Origin of the sequence: Pseudomonas sp. NPDC089547, from assembly GCF_050280665.1 — a bacterium.
Taxonomy (GTDB): domain Bacteria; phylum Pseudomonadota; class Gammaproteobacteria; order Pseudomonadales; family Pseudomonadaceae; genus Aquipseudomonas.
This window is the reverse complement of the sequence record NZ_JBNNVS010000027.1, coordinates 18,694-35,307: the sequence shown is the minus strand read 5'-3', so window position 1 is coordinate 35,307 and position 16,614 is coordinate 18,694. Positions and strand designations below refer to the sequence as shown.

Sequence of the window (16,614 nt, the reverse complement as noted above, 5' to 3'; positions counted from 1 at the left end):
AGCATTTGAATGCCTGATGGGGCGTAGAATTATTTTCAGGCAGCGGGGTAGAGCAGGGTAACCAGCTCGGTGTAGCGTGCCGTACGCACGGCCAGCGCCCGGGACAGCACGTCGAGCATCTGCTCGGGTTGTTCCAGGTTGAGGATCAGGCTCACCCGCCGGGCCGCCAGTTGCTTGTCCATGATGAAAATGCGCCCTTCACGCCAGCGCTGCAGTTCCTCGACCACTGATTGCAGCGGTTCGTTGAAGAACACCAGGCGCCCGCTGCGCCAGGCCAGTACCTGCTCCAGTTCGGCCCGCTGGATGTCCCCGGTTGCGCGCGGGCTGAAACGCAGCGCCAGGCCTTCGTCAAGCTCGGTCTGTTGGGTGGCTGCCAGCACCTGAACGCGATGTCGGTGCACTGCTACCTGCGCGGCATCAGCGTGGCACGATAAGGAGAACTCGGCTTCGCTACAGCGTACTTCACCCGCCCGGCTGACAACGGCGAACGGGCCGGCACTACTGGGGCGCACCATGAAAAACGCCTGCCCCTGCAGTAACTCGACAACACGGCGGGTTGGCGAGAAATCCAGGTTCATCGCTGTGTGCCCGGCCATCTCCACGGTCGAGCCATCTGGCAGGCGGGCGATCCGGCGCTCACCCACCGCCGTGCTCAGGTCGGCGAAGGGGGTGTCCATGCCTTTGAGCCAGAAAAGCCCGGCACTTGCGCTGGCTGCTGCGGCGCTGGCGGCCAGGCCCATGCCGACGAATCGGCGGCGTGACAGCCGCGCGGGAGCCGGCGTTGCAACTGCGGCGGGCGGTATCAGCAACGCCGACGCTGCCCACAGGTTCTCCAGTTCGGCGTAGGCTTGGGCATGGCGCGCATCCGCCGCCATCCACGCCGCCCAGGCCTCGCGCTGCTCCGCAGTGGGGGTGGCACCATGAAACAACGCGAACCACGCGCTGGCCTGATGATCGATGTCATCGGCAGGCGTGGCAGGGTCGGTAAATGGCGGTTCGCGATTCATCGGTTCAACGTTTCACAGGCAGCGCAGGAGTGGTGCATTGTGGCAGGCCGGCGGTCACTGGGACATGCCTTGTTTCAACAGTTCCAGGGCCTTGACCATGCGGCTGTAGGCGGTCTTGGGGGAAATACCCAGGCGCGCGCCGATGTCGACATAGGTCATGCCTTCGACCCGCACCATCAGGAACACTTCGCGGCAGGGTTCGGGCATGTTCTGGATCACGGTGTTCAAGGCAGCCAGTTGCTGGTTGGCGATGGCGGCCTGTTCCAGGTTTGCGCTTGGCTGCGCTACAGCGCTGGCCTCGGGCGAATCCAGTGGCTCGCTCTTGCGGTGCTGCTGACGGCGGGTGTGGTCGATGAACAGGTTGCGTGCGCTGGAGAACAGATAAGCGCGGAAGTTCTCGATACGGCTGCGGCCCATCTGCTCGGAAAGGCGGATGAATGCGTCCTGGGTCAGGTCGGCGGCGGTTTCCTTGCAGCGCAGGCGACGGTCCAGGTACTCCTGAATCTCTTCGCGATGGGCGAGATAGAGTGCCTTCAGATCTGAACCGGACATGGGCCACCTTGGCGGACGAGCGAGCGAGGGCGGCAAAATACCACAAATGAGAATTGTTTTGATTGATGCGGTTGTTTTTCCTGTACTGGCCTCTTCGCGGGCACGCCCGCTCCCACAAGTACAGCACCGGCATTGAATACTGTGCTGTACCTGTGGGAGCGGGCGTGCCCGCGAAGAGGCCAGTACAGAAAACCTCAAACCCTGACTTTTACGCATTCTTTATACCCACCCCCACCCCTTGATCTCGCCCCTTTACGCCCCTCCCTCGGACAATTTCCCCAAAGCGGCCCAAGCCGCACCACGGGGAGAACCACTCATGAACATGCTCGACGGGCTGTCACTGCTGCTGGCAGTGGCCTTGGCGTTTTATCTGCTGGTGGCGCTGCTGCGCGCCGATCGCAGCTAGGGAGCGGCCATGCACAGTTACGATTTCGCCTTGCTTCTGGCGTTCTTCGCCATCGTGCTGCTACCGGCACCTTGGCTTGGGCGGTTCTACTTCAAGGTCATGGAAGGCCAGCGCACCTGGCTGTCGCCTGTGTTGGGCCCGGTCGAGCTGGCCTGCTACCGGCTGGCGGGCGTGAACGTCAGCCAGGAGCAGAACTGGCGGCAATACACGCTGGCCTTGCTGGCCTTCAACCTGGCCGGGTTCCTGTTGCTGTTCGCCGTGCTGCTGTTGCAGGGCTACCTGCCGCTCAACCCGCAGCACTTGCCAGGCCAGGAGTGGTCGCTGGCGTTCAACACCGCGGTCAGCTTCGTGACCAACACCAACTGGCAGGCCTACAGCGGTGAAGCGTCGGTCAGCTACTTCAGCCAGATGCTCGGCCTGACCGTGCAGAACTTTGTCAGCGCTGCCACCGGCCTGGCCGTGCTGGTCGCGTTGTGCCGCGGCATTGCCCGGCGCAGTGCAACGACGCTGGGTAACTTCTGGGTCGACATGACCCGTGCCACGCTCTACGGCTTGTTGCCGTTATGCGTGCTGCTGGCGCTGTTGCTGGTGTGGCAGGGCGTGCCGCAGACCTTTGCCGACTATGCCCATGCGCTGACCTTGCAAGGCGCTGACCAGACCATCCCGCTGGGCCCGGCCGCCAGCCAGATCGCCATCAAGCAACTGGGCACCAACGGTGGTGGCTTCTTCGGCGTCAACTCGGCGCACCCGTTTGAAAACCCCACGGCCTGGAGCAACCTGTTCGAGGTGGCGTCGATCATCCTCATTCCGGTGGCGCTGGTGTTCACCTTCGGCCACTACGTGAAGGACCTGCGCCAGAGCCGCGCCATTCTCGCCTGCATGCTCGCCCTGTTCCTGGTGGGGGGCAGCACTGCGTTGTGGTCGGAGTACCAGCCCAACCCGACGCTCGAAAGCACCCAGGTGCAGCAGGCCGCCCCCATGGAGGGCAAGGAAAGCCGCTTCGGCACTACCGGTTCGGTGCTGTGGACAGTGACCACAACCGCGGCCTCGAATGGTTCGGTCAACGCCATGCACGACAGCCTTAACCCGCTGACCGGCATGGTGGCGATGGTCAACATGATGGTGGGCGAAGTGATCTTTGGCGGTGTCGGTGCCGGCCTCTACGGCATGCTGCTGTTCGTGCTGATTGCGGTGTTCCTGGCCGGGTTGATGATCGGCCGCACCCCGGAATACCTGGGCAAGAAGTTGCAAGCCCGCGAGGTGCAGTTGCTGGTGGCGACCCTGCTGGTGATGCCGGTCGGCGTATTGGTGCTTGGCGCCATCGCCGCCAGCCTGCCAGGCCCGGCGAGTGCGGTCAGCAACCCGGGGGCGCATGGCTTCAGCCAGTTGCTGTACGCCTACACCTCGGGCACTGCCAACAACGGCTCGGCGTTTGCCGGGTTTGGCGCCAACACGGTGTTCCACAACGTGATGATCGGCCTGGCGATGCTCATCGGCCGCTTTGGCTACATCCTGCCAATCCTGGCCTTGGCCGGCAGCCTGGCCGCGAAGAAAAGCGCGCCGCAGGGGCAGAACAGCTTCCCCACCCACGGCCCGCTGTTCACCGGCCTGCTACTGGTGACCATCCTGCTGGTGGGTGGCCTGACCTTCCTGCCGACCCTGGCCTTGGGGCCAATCGCTGAACACTTGAGCCTGGGTTTCTGAGGACTGACCATGAACATGCCCATTCCTGAAGTAAAAGCGCGGCATACCGCCAAGGACCAGACCCGCTTCGCCGCGCTATGGCGCCCGGCGCTGGTGCAGGCGTTCGTGAAACTTGACCCGCGCCAGCTCAAGCGCTCGCCGGTGATGCTGGTGGTGGCCCTGACTGCGGTGCTGACCACGGTGCTGTGCTTCTCCCCCGGCAGTGGCGTAAGCACCGGGGTTGCCGTGCAGATCGCCCTGTGGCTGTGGTTTACCGTACTGTTTGCCAACTTCGCCGAAGCCTTGGCCGAGGGCCGCGGGAAAGCGCGCGCGGATAGCCTGAAGGCTGGCAGCCAGGGCCTGACTGCCCAGCGCCGCAAGCGTGATGGCAGCTACGAGACGGTTGCGGCCAGTGCGTTGCGCAAGGATGACGTGGTGCGTGTGGTAGCTGGCGAGATGATCCCCGGTGACGGCGAGGTACTGGAAGGTATCGCGGCCGTTAACGAAGCCGCTATTACCGGTGAATCTGCGCCCGTGATCCGTGAGTCCGGTGGCGACCGCTCAGCCGTAACCGGCAATACGCGGCTGGTCTCCGACTGGTTGTTGATCCGCATCACCAGCAACCCGGGTGAGTCCACCCTCGACCGTATGATCGCCCTGGTCGAGGGTGCCAAGCGGCAGAAGACCCCGAACGAGATCGCCCTCGACATCCTGCTGATCGGCCTGACCCTGATCTTCCTGATCGTGGTGGTGACCTTGCAGCCGTTCGCCCACTTCGTCGGTGGCAGCCTGCCGCTGATCTTCCTGGCTGCATTGCTGGTGACGCTGATCCCCACCACCATCGGCGGCCTGCTGTCGGCCATCGGTATTGCCGGGATGGACCGGCTGGTGCGGTTGAATGTGATCGCTCGTTCAGGTCGGGCGGTTGAAGCCGCGGGTGACGTGCATACGCTGATGCTCGACAAGACCGGCACCATCACCTTTGGCAACCGCCGTTGCAGTGCGTTGCATGCGGCACCGGGCATTACCGCCAGGGAACTGGGGGAGGGCGCCTTGCTGGCCTCGCTGGCGGATGACACCGCCGAAGGCAAGTCGATTGTCGAGTACCTGCGCCAGCTGCACGACTTTATCGAGCCCGCTGCCGGGCAGTTCCAAGCCGTGGCCTTCAGCGCCGAGACACGGTTGTCGGGCATCGACTTCCAGCAGCACCGCTATCGCAAGGGGGCCGTCGATGCGGTGCTGGCATTCGTCGGCATGCAGCGCCTGGAAATGCCCCCGGCGCTGGCCCGCGAAGTGGAGCGCATTGCCCAGAGTGGTGGCACGCCTCTGCTGGTGTGCACCGACAAGCGCCTGCTTGGCGTGATCCACCTCAAGGATGTGGTCAAGCCTGGCATCCGTGAGCGCTTTGCCGAGTTGCGCAAATTGGGCATCCGCACGGTGATGGTAACCGGTGACAACCCCTTGACCGCCGCCGCCATCGCAGCCGAAGCGGGGGTGGATGATGTGCTGGCCGAGGCCACGCCCGAGAAGAAACTGGCGCGTATTCGCCAGGAGCAGAACGACGGGCGCCTGGTGGCCATGTGTGGCGACGGCGCCAACGACGCTCCGGCCCTCGCCCAGGCGGACGTGGGCATGGCCATGAACGACGGTACCCAGGCTGCACGCGAGGCGGCCAACATGGTCGACCTGGACAGCGACCCGACCAAGTTGCTGGACGTGGTACAGGTCGGCAAGGAGCTGCTGGTCACCCGCGGCGCGTTGACCACGTTCTCTATCGCCAACGATGTGGCCAAGTATTTCGCCATCCTGCCGGCGCTGTTTGCCGCGATCTACCCGCAGCTGGGCGTGCTCAACCTGATGCACCTGGCCAGCCCGCAGAGCGCGATCCTGTCGGCCATTGTGTTCAACGCACTGATCATCATCGTGCTGATCCCGCTGGCACTGCGTGGCGTGCGGGTGCAGGCGGCCAGCGCGGCGCACCTGTTGCGGCGCAACCTGCTGATCTACGGGCTGGGCGGCATCGTGGTGCCGTTTGCCGGGATCAAGCTGATCGACCTGCTGCTCAACGCCCTGAACCTGGTCTGAGGAGGCCGCCATGAATGCTTATGTACGCCCGGCGTTGAGCCTGGCCCTGTTGATGACGCTGGTGACCGGCGTGTTGTATCCGCTGGCGGTGACGGGCATTGCCCAGGTCGCGTTCCCCGAGCAGGCCAATGGCAGCCTGGTGCGCGATGACCAGGGCCAGGTGCGGGGTTCGGCACTGATCGCGCAGGAATTCAAAGGTGATGGCTGGTTCCATTCACGGCTTTCGGCCGGCGCCTACGCCACCGTGGCCAGCAGTGCCAGCAACCTGTCGCCGAGCAACCCGGCGCTGGCGGAGCGGGTCAAGGGTGATGCGGCTGCGCTTTACCAGGCGCAGCTGGGGCCGGTGCCGCAGGCGTTGCTGACGACCTCGGGCAGCGGCCTTGACCCGCAGCTTCCACCCGAAGCTGTGGCCTACCAGATCCCGCGGGTGGCGGCGGCGCGGCAACTGCCGGTAGAGCGCTTGCAAGCCTTGCTGGAAGAGGCCACCCTCCACCCATTGATTGGTCCGCCAGTGGTCAATGTGCTGGCGTTGAACCAGGCGCTTGAGCAGTTGAACCACTGATTTCAGCAGCCCACGATCCCCTGTAGGAGCGGCCTTGTGTCGCGAAAGGGCTGCTAAGCAGCCCCAAAATCTCAGCAGGAATGCACAAATTGCTGGGGCTGCTTTGCAGCCCTTTCGCGACACAAGGCCGCTCCTACAAGGGCGCGCTTGGCAAGCCTTCTTGCTAAAGGATGAAACATGAGTGACTCCGCCCGCGCAGATGCGCTGTTGGCCACCCTCCCACGCACAGGCCGAGGCCGGTTGAAAGTGTTCCTCGGCGCCGCCCCCGGCGTCGGCAAGACCTTCGCCATGCTCCAGGCCGCCCACGCGCAGCAACGCCAGGGCGTGCAGGTGCTGGCCGGGGTAGTCGAAACCCACGGCCGCGCCGAAACCGAAGCGTTGCTCGGCGGCCTTCAGCAGCAGCCCCTGCTGCGTAGCCAGTACCGTGGCGTCACGCTCGAAGAAATGGACCTCGACGGCCTGCTCAAGGCAGCACCGGCCTTGGCCCTGGTCGACGAACTGGCCCATACCAATGCCCCCGGCAGCCGCCATGCCAAGCGCTGGCAGGACGTACAGGAGCTGCTGGCTGCGGGCATCGACGTCTACACCACGGTCAACGTCCAGCACCTGGAAAGCCTCAACGACAAGGTCCGCGACATTACCGGCGTGCTGGTGCGCGAAACCCTGCCGGACTGGGTATTGCAGGAAGCCTTCGAACTGGTGCTGATCGACCTGCCGCCGCGTGAGCTGCTCGAACGGCTGCGCGAAGGCAAGGTGTATGTGCCAGAGCAGGCGCGGGCCGCAATCGACGCGTACTTCTCACAAACCAACCTGACCGCCCTGCGCGAGCTGGCCATGCAGACCGCCGCCGCCCAGGTGGATGCCGACCTGGCCCACGGCTATCGCCAGCGCGGCCAGGAGGCCCCGGCCTTGCGTGGCCGGTTGCTGGTTGGCGTTGATGGCGACGACCAGGCCGAGCGCCTGGTGCGTCATGCCAGCCGCGTAGCCCAGCGCCGCCACCTGCCCTGGAGCCTGGTGCATGTGGACAACGGCCGCCTGCGTGACGAAACCGCACGCCATCGTTTGCAGGCTGCGCAGCAACTGGCCGAGCGCCTGGGTGGGGAAGTGGTGCTGCTGCGTGCCGGCGAAGTGGCGCGCACCTTGATTCAGCATGCCGCCGAACGGCGGGCCAGCCTGGTGTTGGTGGGGCAATCCCGCGACCGCCTGCGTCGGCGCTTGTTCGGTGCCGGTGTGGCCGCGCGCCTGTTGCGTGAAAGCCATGGCCTGGAAATCAACGTGCTGGACCGCGATGTGCAGCCGCAAGCGCCGCGTTCGGCGGTGCGGCGGGTATGGGTATGGCGGCATTACCTGCTGGCGCTGCTGGCCACCGTCATGGCGGCGGGGCTGTCCTCGGCGGTGTCGAGTGTGTTGGCATTGCCCAACATCTCGCTGGTGTTCCTGGCTGCGGTGTTGCTGGTGGCGGTACGCAGCAGCCTGGGGCCAGCGCTGGCCTGTGCTGCGTTGTCTTTCCTCACCTACGATTTCCTGTTCATCCCGCCCAATTTCTCGTTCAGCATCCAGCGCGAAGAAGACGTGCTGACGTTGGTGTTTTTCCTGCTGATGGCCGCGCTCACCGGTAACCTGGCCGCCCGCCAGCGCCGGCAGTTGCAGGCGCTGCGCGAGACCCAGGCACAAACCAGCCAGTTGCTCGACCTGTCACGCCGGCTGACGGTGGCCACCGACCGCCAGGCCGTCTTCAATGCCGCCGGCCAGCATCTGGATGGCTGGCAGGATATGCAGGTGTGCCTGCTGGAGCGCAACGCCGAAGGCCAGCTGCACGTGGCCAGTGGTGAAGCCCACGCCTTTAGCGACAACGAACGCGCCGCCGCGCAATGGGCCTGGCAGCATGGCCAGGCCGCCGGTCATGGCAGTGACACCCTACCCAATGGCCGCTGGTGGTGGTGGCCGCTGGCGGTAGACGAACAACCCCTGGCGCTGCTCGGTGTTCGCCCGCGTTCCGGTCAGCCGCTAAGCGACCCGCGCCGGCGCCTGCTCACCGCCCTTGGCCAGCCGCTGGCACAGGCCTTGGCCCGCGCCCGCCTGGCCGAGCAACTGGAGGCCGCACGCCTGCATGGCGAAACCGAGCAGTTGCGCAGTGCCTTGCTGGCGTCCGTTTCCCACGACCTGCGCACCCCGTTGACCGCCATGCGTGGCAGTATCGACAGCTTGCTGGCGTTGGGCGACGCCATCCCCCCGGAAGACCGCCGCGAGCTGTTGGAAGGCACCCGCAACGAGGCCGAGCGCCTCGACCGCTACATCCAGAACCTGCTGGACATGACCCGCCTGGGCCACGGCGGCCTCAAGCTGGCCCGCGACTGGGTGGCGCCGGGCGACATCGTCGGCAGCGCGCTCAACCGCCTGCGCGTAGTACTCGCCCCGTTGCGCGTGCACACTGATGTGCCGGTCGAGCTGCCGCTGCTGTTCGTGCATGCAGCGCTTATCGAACAGGCGCTGGTCAATGTGCTGGAAAACGCCGCACGCTTCTCGCCGGCAAATGGCCGGCTTGAGCTGCACGTGTCAGTGCAGGACATGCAGTTGCGTCTTGCCGTCCTTGACCAAGGCCCTGGCATTCCGGTGGCCGACCGCGAGAAGATCTTCGACATGTTCTACACCGCCGCCCGTGGTGACCGTGGCGGGCAGGGCACTGGCCTGGGCCTGGCCATCTGCCAGGGTATGATCGGCGCCCATGGCGGGCAGATCCTGGTAGGTGAAGGCATTGATGGCCAGGGCACCGGCATCACTCTATGCTTGCCGCTGCCCCCTCAACCTGAAGCCGAAAGCGAAACCGAAACCCCATGAGCCAGTCCGCCACCCTGTTGGTCATCGATGATGAACCGCAGATCCGCAAGTTCCTGCGCATCAGCCTGGCCTCGCAGGGCTACAAGGTGATCGAAGCCGCTACCGGCGAAGAGGGGCTGGCCCAGGCGGCACTGGGTAAGCCGGACTTGGTGGTGCTCGACCTGGGCCTGCCGGACATGGACGGCCAGCAGGTGCTGCGGGAGCTGCGCGAGTGGAGCGCGGTGCCTGTGATGGTGCTGTCGGTTCGCGCCAGTGAAGTGCAGAAGGTGGATGCGCTGGATAGCGGGGCGAACGACTACGTGACCAAGCCGTTTGGCATTCAGGAGTTTCTGGCGAGGGTGCGGGCCTTGCTGCGCCAGGTGCCACAGGCCGGTGGTTCGGAGGTGGCGGCCAGCTTCGGGCCGCTGACCGTGGACTTTGCCTTTCGCCGGGTGACGCTGGAGGGCGTCGAGGTGGCGTTGACGCGCAAGGAATACGCGTTACTGGCGATGTTGGCCGGGCACTCGGGGCGGGTGATTACCCAACAGCAGTTGCTCAAGGACATCTGGGGGCCGACCCATGTGGAAGACACCCATTACTTGCGAATTGTGGTCGGGCACCTGCGCCAGAAGCTGGGTGATGACCCCACCGCGCCTCGCTTTATTATCACTGAACCGGGAGTGGGGTATCGTCTCGTGACGCCGTGAATGACTACTGCAATGCTTGCCACTCGTACTGCTGGCGTGTAATCGATCTTGCATTTATTAATTTGCAAGATTACGATGCAGCAATGAAATCACACGATCTTAATCCTAGTGCCGCCCGTATCGGTCATAGGATCCGCGCAGCCAGGGAATCCCGCGGCTGGACTCAAGAGCAGCTTTCTTCGTCGCTGGGGTTTGCAGACCGTCAGACGCTATCGAGTATCGAGAAGGGAGATCGGCGAGTGCAACCCCCCGAGTTGCTTCGCGTCAGCCAAGTACTCGACAAATCTGTCGAGTGGTTCATAGACCCGTTCGTAGTCGCTGGCGAAGCCTCATTTTCTTGGCGGGTAGCCTCGTCTGTGTCTGACGATATTCTGGACGATTTTGAATCACGTATAGGAAAAGTCGTTGGCCTCTTTCGCTTCTTGAAAATTTCTCTGGAAGGACCTTCACCCGCGTTGACCCAGGTTTTGCGAATGCCGGAAAGACCAAGGTTTGAGGATGCATGGGACTGGGGGGAGTCGCTGGCGAAAGAGTTAGATCTCGGCCTTATTCCTTCACAAAATCTTGCGCAACGTCTTGAAAGTAAGCTCGAGCTTCCGATTCTGTTCATCGATGCCGAAACAAATTCGAAACCGGAAGGCGTTTCTGGCGCCATGTGCCGTCTGCCGGATTTGGGTGTGATTGTTATTAATCGACGTGAGTCGCTTGCTCGGCGTCACTTTGACATTGCTCATGAACTGTTTCATGCATTGACGTGGGATAAATTGACGCCAGAACATCGCGAAGACCCTGAGGACAAGCCACGGCGTAATCGGCGGATCGAAACGCTTGCGGATAACTTTGCTGCGGCTGTACTTATGCCGAGATCAAGCCTTGTTCAGCTTATAGAGCCAGCCCGCTTCAATGATATCGAACACTTAGTGGACGTGGCGGATAGACTCCAAGTGTCGACGGCGGCTTTGGCTTTCAGGCTTCTGAACCTGAAAATGATTGATGAGTCTACCTGCGAAGCTTTGCGGTGCCCAAGAACATCCTCAGTGGTAGTAGATCCGCCACGGTTGCTGTGTGAGAGCTTCGTATCGCTTTTACATGATGGTATCGCTCGCGGGCATGTTTCTGCTCGAAAAGCAGCCAAAGCGCTTTCCATGACGTTAGATGACTTGGTGGCTTTGCTTGGTGAATATCAGAAAAGCCCTCAGTTTTCTATTTAGGCATGGACAATGGCAAAGCAGCGAGTGCTAGTTGATACATGCATCATTATTGAAGCATTTCGTCTTAATTGCTGGGCTGCACTATGCAACCATTTCGAAATCGAGACGGTGGAACGGTGTGTTGAAGAGTGTCTTGCCGGTGACCCGCTGGCACCTGGGCGCGTAGCGATCGCGAGTGACCTGTTGAAGCAAGGGCTGTCGAGGATACATCCTGTTGACGAGCTGATGCTGATTAATCTGGCATTTGAACGTGAGGACCTACCAGCGCTCGATGATGGTGAGCTGCACATGATGGCGTGGTTGCACGCGAACCCATCTGAGGCTGTTGTTACTGCCATCTCAACTACAGACCGTGCAGCGGTACGTGCTACTTATGTGCTCAATTTGGTAGATAAGGTTCGTTCTCTTCAGGACCTGGCAAAAAATGCGGGTATCTCTGCTCGGCAATTACACCTGTTGCAAAGCCACTTTAGCGAGAGCTGGTTGAGTGCTTTAAGAACTCAGCTCAAAATGGGAGTGCTATAAAACGTTAAGCGCTTGGGTTGGTAAGTGTGTCTCAGGCTCTGGCAGGCTCCTTCTCGAACAGCTGACGCATGACTTCAAGGTAGCGCCTTGCCCCCAGGCCAAGCGGCCGCGACTTGATCCAGATGATGTCCACCCACAACCGCAGGCGGTTGGCCATGTTGTCGAAGCGCACCTCGGCCAGTGCCCCCGAGGCAATCAGCGGCTCCACCAGTGGCTGCGGCAGGTAGGCCCAACCCAGGCCGGACTGCACCAGGTCCAGCGTGGCCAGGTAGCTGTCGGTCAGCCAGATGCGCCGCGACAGCACCATGCGCGGGTCAGACCCGGTGGCCTTGCCCGAGGCCACGATGATCTGCCGCTGTTCGGCAAAGGCCTCTTCAGGCAATGGCGTGCCGCTGTTCTGCCCGGCAGGGTGGCGGGGGGAGGCAACGGCCACCAGCAACTGGCTGCCGGCTTCGAGGAATGACTCACGCTCGTCGATGCCGGGCCGCTCGAACACCAGCGCCAGTTGCACGCTGCCTTCATGCAACAGGCGCACAGCTTCGGTCTGCGTGGCCGAACGCACTTCGATTTCCAGGCTGGGGAACTCTTGGGCGAGGATTTCCAGCGGCTGGCTCCAGCGGCCGGTTTGCAGTTCGGGCGCCATGGCGATGGTCAGGCGCTTTTCCAGGCCTTTGTGCAGTTGCAGGGCCTGCGCGTCCAGCAGGTTGAGCTGGCAGATCACCTGCCTGGCCTGCGGTTCCAAGGCCAGTGCGGCGCTGGTGGGCAAGGCCTTGCGTGTGGCCCGGTCGAACAGCACCAGGTCCAGTTCTGCTTCCAGCTGGGCAACTGCCATGCTCACCGCCGAGGGTACACGGCCCAGCTTGCGTGCAGCGGCCGAGAACGATCCGGCATCAAGCACGGCGAGGAAGATTGCCAGGGAGTCGCTGGAAAAGGCCATTGTCAGAAAACCTGATAACAAGGGAACATCGAGGCCGAAAAGTATGAACACCCAACGGCCTGCGCCACAATCCCCTACAGCCCTTCGCCCAGCACCCGGTCAATGCTGTCGACAAAATAGTCCACGCTCGCCCGGGTGGTGCACATTGGCGGCTTGATCTTGAGGATGTTCAGGTAGTCGCCGGTGGGTTGCATGAAGATACCCAGCTCACGCAGGCGGTCGCACAGGGCCATGGTTTCCTCTGTGGCCGGCTCCAGGGTTTCGCGGTCGCGCACCAGTTCCAGCCCCAGGTAGAAGCCCGACCCGTGTGCCGCGCCAGCCAGCGGATGCTTGTCGACCAGTGCTTGCAGGCGTGCCTTGAAGTAGCGCCCGGTGTCGCGGGCGTTGTCCCACAGGCCTTCTTCCTGCATCACGTCCAGTACCGCCATGCCGATGCGGCAACTGACCGGGCTGCCACCGGCCGATGAGAAGAAATAACCCTCAGCCTCCAGCGCTTCGGCAATTTCGCGGCGGGTGATGACCACGCCCAGTGGTTGGCCATTGCCCATGCCCTTGGCCATGGTGATGATGTCGGGCACCACGCCTTGCTCTTCGAAGCCCCAGAAGTACTCGCCCAAGCGGCCATAACCCACCTGCACCTCGTCGGCGATGCACACGCCACCACGGGCGCGGACCTTGGCGTAAGCATCGCGCAGGTAGCCCGCTGGCAACGAAATGCCGCCAGCGTTGCCGTACACCGGCTCGCAGATGATGCCCGCGAGTTGGCGGCCACGGGCATCGAGGTCGGCCAGCTTGGCATCGACGTCACGCAGGTAGTCAGGCGCGCTGTCGGCACCGCGGAATCGGCCGCGGAAGGTGTTCGGCGCCTCGACCGGGTGCACCCAGTCCGGGCGGGTTTCCAGGGCTTGCGGGTTGTCAGCGATGGACGTGGAGATGGCGTCGGTGGCCACCGACCAGCCGTGGTAGGCCTCCAGCACGCTCAGCAGGTCGCGCCCGCCGCTGTAGGCCCAGGCCAGGCGAATGGCCAGGTCGTTGGCTTCGGTGCCGCTGTTGACCATGAACACCCGGTCGAACCCTTCAGGTGCCAGATCGATCAGGCGCTCGGAGAACTCGGTGATGGCCGCGTAGTGGAAGCGCGAGTTGGTGTTCAGCAGCGACCACTGGCGTGCCGACTCGGCGACCATGCGCGGGTGGCCGTGGCCCAGCACTGCGACGTTGTTGAGCATGTCCAGGTACGAGCGGCCCTGCATGTCGATCAGGTAGTTGCGCCAGCCGCGTTCGATGTGCGGTGGCTGCGCGTAGTAGTGCTTCTGCGAGCGGGCAAAGCTGGCGTCGCGGCGGGCCAGCAGGGCTTGTGGGTCGGGCAGCGGGTCGGCATCGCAGTCAAGGCCCAGCAGCGCGGCTGGCGACGGGCACAGGGCCAGCCAGGCATCGGCTTGGGACGGGGTGGCGAAGAAAGGTGGCTGGATGCTGAGGTCCAGGCACAGCTGTACGCTGAGGAAACCGCAGCTACTGCCCAGTGACTGGCCCTTTGCCACGGGCTGCCCATCGGCAGGGGCATCTTCCAGGCCCTGCAGCCACAAGGCCCAGTGCGCGGTTCGCAGGCAACCGCGGCCGTCGCCATGGCGCTGCCAGGTGCCGGCTTCTGGCGCTTGCACCAGGCTGCCGTTGGGCACATGCAGCTCAACGCCCAAGGCGCAGGTGGCGGGCTCTTCGGGCCGGTCGATATGGGTTTGCGACAGGCGATACTGCCCGTGCAGGGTGCAGGCCGGGGCCGTTTGCGAGGTCAGCAGGCGCTGGTCAAAACCGGGTTGCTCCCAATTGCCCGCTTCGCAATGGATGCTGAGTACACCCAGGTCCACCCGTGTTACAGCTTGCCCGGCCAGCTCGGGGAGCAGGGGGGAGCAGGGGTTCAAGTCTGGAGCGTCCAGTTGCAAGCCTGCCGCTTGCAGGATGGCGGCCTCCATCAGCGCGAAAGGCACGGCGGTGGCGGTGTCGAAGATTTCCCATTCGTGGGCCACGTTGTCGCGGGTGTACTGGTTGCCGGGGTCCACGGCCAGTTGCTGCGCGCTGCTCAACACCAGTACCGCAGCACGGTTGATCACCAGTGGCCACAGGGCGCGTAGTTCGGCCTCGGTCAGTGGGTTGAGCACCTGGTAGGCGCTGATCGCCGGCAGGATGCGCAGCGGGTTGCCCTCGGCGTGGTGCAGCAAGGCTGCGCAGGTCACTGACAGGTCGGCAATGCGCCAGGTACGCAGCAGGTCGCCGAAGTCGATCACACCTTGCAGTCGCCACTGGCGTTGGGCATCCCGAGCCCAGACGGTGTTGTCGTCGGTGATGTCCAGGTGCACGGGCTGGATCGGCAGTTGGTCCGCCAGCGGCATCAGGCGTGCGCAGGCCTGGCGAGTGGCGTGTTCGATACGGGCGCGTTGCCCGCTGTCGTGCAGCACCGGGAGCAGGTGGTCGATCAGCGCCTGGGCATGTTGCGGGTCCCATTGCAGGGTGCGCACAAGGCCGGGGTGGTCGAAGTCGACCAGCGCCCTGTCCAGCTTCGCACAGAGCCCGCCCAGTTCAGCGATCAGGCGTGGTTCCAGGTGTTTGAGGCGGGTCAACGGTTGGCCTTCGATGTAGTCGAGCAGGCGCAGGCGCAGGGGTTGACCGTCGATGTCCAGTGCCAGCAAGCCTTCGCCGTTGCCGGCGTGGCGCACGGCGGGTACCGGCAAGCCCTGTTCGCGCAGGTAGGCCAGTGCGGCGTGTTGTGCTTCCAGCTCAAGCTGGGCATAGCTGCCGTGGCAGGCCTTGAGCACATAGCGGCCTTGTGCTGCGTCCACGCGCAAGTTCAGGTCCTGCTGGCTGCCCAGCGCCGTCAGGTCACCGTCAAGGCCATAGTGCGCCTGCAAAACAGCACGTGCCTGCGCTTCGCTGAGTGAGGGGCTGGGCAGGCCGGAACGGCTGATCAGCGTGGTCAGGGCAGGGGACGCGGACGGGTGCTGTGGGCTGGGCATGAGGCTCTACCGTTGCTGCTGGGAGTGGACGGGGGAGAATTTATGCCCGATCTGGCTGATGATGAAAGACGATTGTTGTCAGTAATTCTGATAGTGGTACCGAATTATGCAAATTATTGGCAGCCAATAATTATTGGCCATTGATAAAACTGGATAAAACCGCTGCAAGCTTTCATTCCAGCCCTGGGCGGAGCGGGCAAGCCAGCGTCAACCGTTGCACCAACGTAGCCCGCAATGCCTGCAATTCCTCAAGCCGCTGCTCGACCAGTGCCAGCTTGTCACGCAGCAATGCCTCGATTGCGCGGTCCGGCTCGGCGGACTGCCACAGTTGCTCCACGTTGCTGCCAATTTCGTTCAGGCTGAAGCCCAGGCGCTGTGCTGTGCGGATGAACATCACCAACTGCGCGGTTTCATCCGGGTAGTCGCGGTAGCCGTTGGCCAACCTGCGGGCCCGAATCAGCCCTCGCTCTTCATAGAAACGCAGGGTGTCACGGCTGATGCCACACACCTGGGCGAGCTCACCTATACGCACGGTTTTATCCTTGTTCGGGCTTGACCTTGGAGCATACTCCACGGTTTAGCCTGCTGCCTTCGTTGATTGGGAGGGCAGTGAACATGTGGAGTAACACGAAGTATCGCAAGCTGGTGCGCGCCAGCGGCATCTACGACCTGGTCGTTACCATCGGCTTTGCGACGCCGTGGAGTTTTGCCCTGATGCATGGGTGGTTGAGCGGGTTGCATGGCAAGCTTGGGCTGGCGGGTGGGATACCAGTGTTTGAACCGATGCACATGATGATGGCCAACCTGATGGGGTCTATCGTGTGCGTGTGGGCGTGGCTGCGGATACGCCATCCGGAGCAGCGGTTTGGTCGTTACGATGCGGCGGGGAGGGTACTGTTTTCAACGTGGCAGGTTTATGCGCTGCTCAATGGGGCTTCAGCGTTGATCTGGGGTGTGCTGGTGCTGGAGGTGCTGTGGGCGATTGCACAGTTGGCACCGGTATCACGGGCACACGCTAGCCCTGTGGGAGCGGCCTTGTGTCGCGAAAGGGGCGCGTAGCGGCCCCCTGGTATCAGCTTCATTGCATGAATTGCTGGGGCCGCTTTGCGGCCCTTTC

At 63.3% G+C, this 16,614-nt stretch carries 14 protein-coding genes; 9 read left to right on the top strand and 5 right to left on the bottom strand.

Annotated features, from left to right (window positions below; translation table 11 throughout):
- Positions 1-35 precede the first annotated feature (35 nt).
- Both ACQKPZ_RS18495 and ACQKPZ_RS18490 read right to left on the bottom strand, forming a co-directional pair.
- Positions 36-1,007 carry a FecR family protein gene (locus ACQKPZ_RS18495; protein WP_427540850.1) on the bottom strand — a complete coding sequence of 324 codons (972 nt, stop codon included), beginning with the start codon at positions 1,005-1,007 and terminating at the stop codon, positions 36-38.
- A 54-nt stretch (positions 1,008-1,061) separates the two neighbouring features.
- Positions 1,062-1,559: an RNA polymerase sigma factor gene (locus ACQKPZ_RS18490; protein WP_403201658.1), complete on the bottom strand. Its 498-nt coding sequence runs from the start codon at positions 1,557-1,559 to the stop codon at positions 1,062-1,064.
- A 316-nt stretch (positions 1,560-1,875) separates the two neighbouring features.
- Here ACQKPZ_RS18490 and kdpF point away from each other — a divergent pair, with 316 nt between their 5' ends.
- The 8 genes from kdpF to ACQKPZ_RS18450 all read left to right on the top strand — a co-directional run bounded on the left by kdpF (position 1,876) and on the right by ACQKPZ_RS18450 (position 11,555).
- Positions 1,876-1,965 (top strand): K(+)-transporting ATPase subunit F, encoded by a 90-nt coding sequence (gene kdpF, locus ACQKPZ_RS18485; RefSeq protein WP_003251485.1) that lies wholly within the window; start codon positions 1,876-1,878, stop codon positions 1,963-1,965.
- 9 nt (positions 1,966-1,974) lie between these two features.
- Positions 1,975-3,669, top strand: coding sequence for a potassium-transporting ATPase subunit KdpA (kdpA, locus tag ACQKPZ_RS18480; RefSeq protein ID WP_427540847.1), 1,695 nt, complete (start codon positions 1,975-1,977; stop codon positions 3,667-3,669).
- A gap of 9 nt (positions 3,670-3,678) precedes the next feature.
- A complete protein-coding gene (gene kdpB, locus ACQKPZ_RS18475) occupies positions 3,679-5,733 on the top strand; it encodes a potassium-transporting ATPase subunit KdpB (protein ID WP_427540844.1) in 2,055 nt (684 codons plus the stop codon).
- A gap of 10 nt (positions 5,734-5,743) precedes the next feature.
- The gene (gene kdpC, locus ACQKPZ_RS18470) at positions 5,744-6,295 is read left to right on the top strand and encodes a potassium-transporting ATPase subunit KdpC (RefSeq protein ID WP_427540841.1); all 552 of its coding nucleotides are present in this window, start codon (positions 5,744-5,746) and stop codon (positions 6,293-6,295) included.
- Between the two features lie 177 nt (positions 6,296-6,472).
- Positions 6,473-9,133 carry a DUF4118 domain-containing protein gene (locus tag ACQKPZ_RS18465; RefSeq protein ID WP_427540838.1) on the top strand — a complete coding sequence of 887 codons (2,661 nt, stop codon included), beginning with the start codon at positions 6,473-6,475 and terminating at the stop codon, positions 9,131-9,133.
- The gene (locus ACQKPZ_RS18460) at positions 9,130-9,819 is read left to right on the top strand and encodes a response regulator (RefSeq protein ID WP_427540835.1); all 690 of its coding nucleotides are present in this window, start codon (positions 9,130-9,132) and stop codon (positions 9,817-9,819) included. Before ACQKPZ_RS18465 ends, ACQKPZ_RS18460 begins: the two co-directional genes overlap by 4 nt.
- On the top strand, positions 9,816-11,030 hold the full coding sequence (locus ACQKPZ_RS18455; RefSeq protein ID WP_427540832.1) for a helix-turn-helix domain-containing protein: 1,215 nt from the start codon (positions 9,816-9,818) through the stop codon (positions 11,028-11,030). Before ACQKPZ_RS18460 ends, ACQKPZ_RS18455 begins: the two co-directional genes overlap by 4 nt.
- Positions 11,031-11,039: 9 nt before the next feature.
- Complete coding sequence (locus ACQKPZ_RS18450) at positions 11,040-11,555, top strand: hypothetical protein (RefSeq protein ID WP_427540829.1); 516 nt, start codon at positions 11,040-11,042, stop codon at positions 11,553-11,555.
- A gap of 31 nt (positions 11,556-11,586) precedes the next feature.
- Here the strand turns inward: ACQKPZ_RS18450 and ACQKPZ_RS18445 are convergent, their stop codons facing one another.
- From ACQKPZ_RS18445 to ACQKPZ_RS18435, 3 genes are all read right to left on the bottom strand, one after another.
- Complete coding sequence (locus ACQKPZ_RS18445) at positions 11,587-12,492, bottom strand: LysR family transcriptional regulator (protein WP_427540826.1); 906 nt, start codon at positions 12,490-12,492, stop codon at positions 11,587-11,589.
- A gap of 74 nt (positions 12,493-12,566) precedes the next feature.
- Positions 12,567-15,497, bottom strand: coding sequence for an aminotransferase (locus tag ACQKPZ_RS18440; protein WP_427540823.1), 2,931 nt, complete (start codon positions 15,495-15,497; stop codon positions 12,567-12,569).
- 172 nt (positions 15,498-15,669) lie between these two features.
- Positions 15,670-16,029, bottom strand: a complete 360-nt coding sequence (locus tag ACQKPZ_RS18435) for a MerR family transcriptional regulator (protein ID WP_427540820.1) — start codon at positions 16,027-16,029, stop codon at positions 15,670-15,672.
- A gap of 83 nt (positions 16,030-16,112) precedes the next feature.
- On the opposite strand from ACQKPZ_RS18435, the gene ACQKPZ_RS18430 reads away from it, so the two are divergent.
- Positions 16,113-16,556: a hypothetical protein gene (locus tag ACQKPZ_RS18430; RefSeq protein WP_427540916.1), complete on the top strand. Its 444-nt coding sequence runs from the start codon at positions 16,113-16,115 to the stop codon at positions 16,554-16,556.
- The last annotated feature ends 58 nt before the right edge of the window (positions 16,557-16,614 follow it).

Excerpts from the sequence above, each read along its gene's own strand:
- ACQKPZ_RS18495 (WP_427540850.1), bottom strand. The coding sequence starts at position 1,007 with ATGAATCGCGAACCGCCATTTACCGACCCTGCCACGCCTGCCGATGAC.
- ACQKPZ_RS18490 (WP_403201658.1), bottom strand. The coding sequence starts at position 1,559 with ATGTCCGGTTCAGATCTGAAGGCACTCTATCTCGCCCATCGCGAAGAG.
- kdpF (WP_003251485.1), top strand. The coding sequence starts at position 1,876 with ATGAACATGCTCGACGGGCTGTCACTGCTGCTGGCAGTGGCCTTGGCG.
- kdpA (WP_427540847.1), top strand. The coding sequence starts at position 1,975 with ATGCACAGTTACGATTTCGCCTTGCTTCTGGCGTTCTTCGCCATCGTG.
- kdpB (WP_427540844.1), top strand. The coding sequence starts at position 3,679 with ATGAACATGCCCATTCCTGAAGTAAAAGCGCGGCATACCGCCAAGGAC.
- kdpC (WP_427540841.1), top strand. The coding sequence starts at position 5,744 with ATGAATGCTTATGTACGCCCGGCGTTGAGCCTGGCCCTGTTGATGACG.
- ACQKPZ_RS18465 (WP_427540838.1), top strand. The coding sequence starts at position 6,473 with ATGAGTGACTCCGCCCGCGCAGATGCGCTGTTGGCCACCCTCCCACGC.
- ACQKPZ_RS18460 (WP_427540835.1), top strand. The coding sequence starts at position 9,130 with ATGAGCCAGTCCGCCACCCTGTTGGTCATCGATGATGAACCGCAGATC.
- ACQKPZ_RS18450 (WP_427540829.1), top strand. The coding sequence starts at position 11,040 with ATGGCAAAGCAGCGAGTGCTAGTTGATACATGCATCATTATTGAAGCA.
- ACQKPZ_RS18445 (WP_427540826.1), bottom strand. The coding sequence starts at position 12,492 with ATGGCCTTTTCCAGCGACTCCCTGGCAATCTTCCTCGCCGTGCTTGAT.
- ACQKPZ_RS18440 (WP_427540823.1), bottom strand. The coding sequence starts at position 15,497 with ATGCCCAGCCCACAGCACCCGTCCGCGTCCCCTGCCCTGACCACGCTG.
- ACQKPZ_RS18430 (WP_427540916.1), top strand. The coding sequence starts at position 16,113 with ATGTGGAGTAACACGAAGTATCGCAAGCTGGTGCGCGCCAGCGGCATC.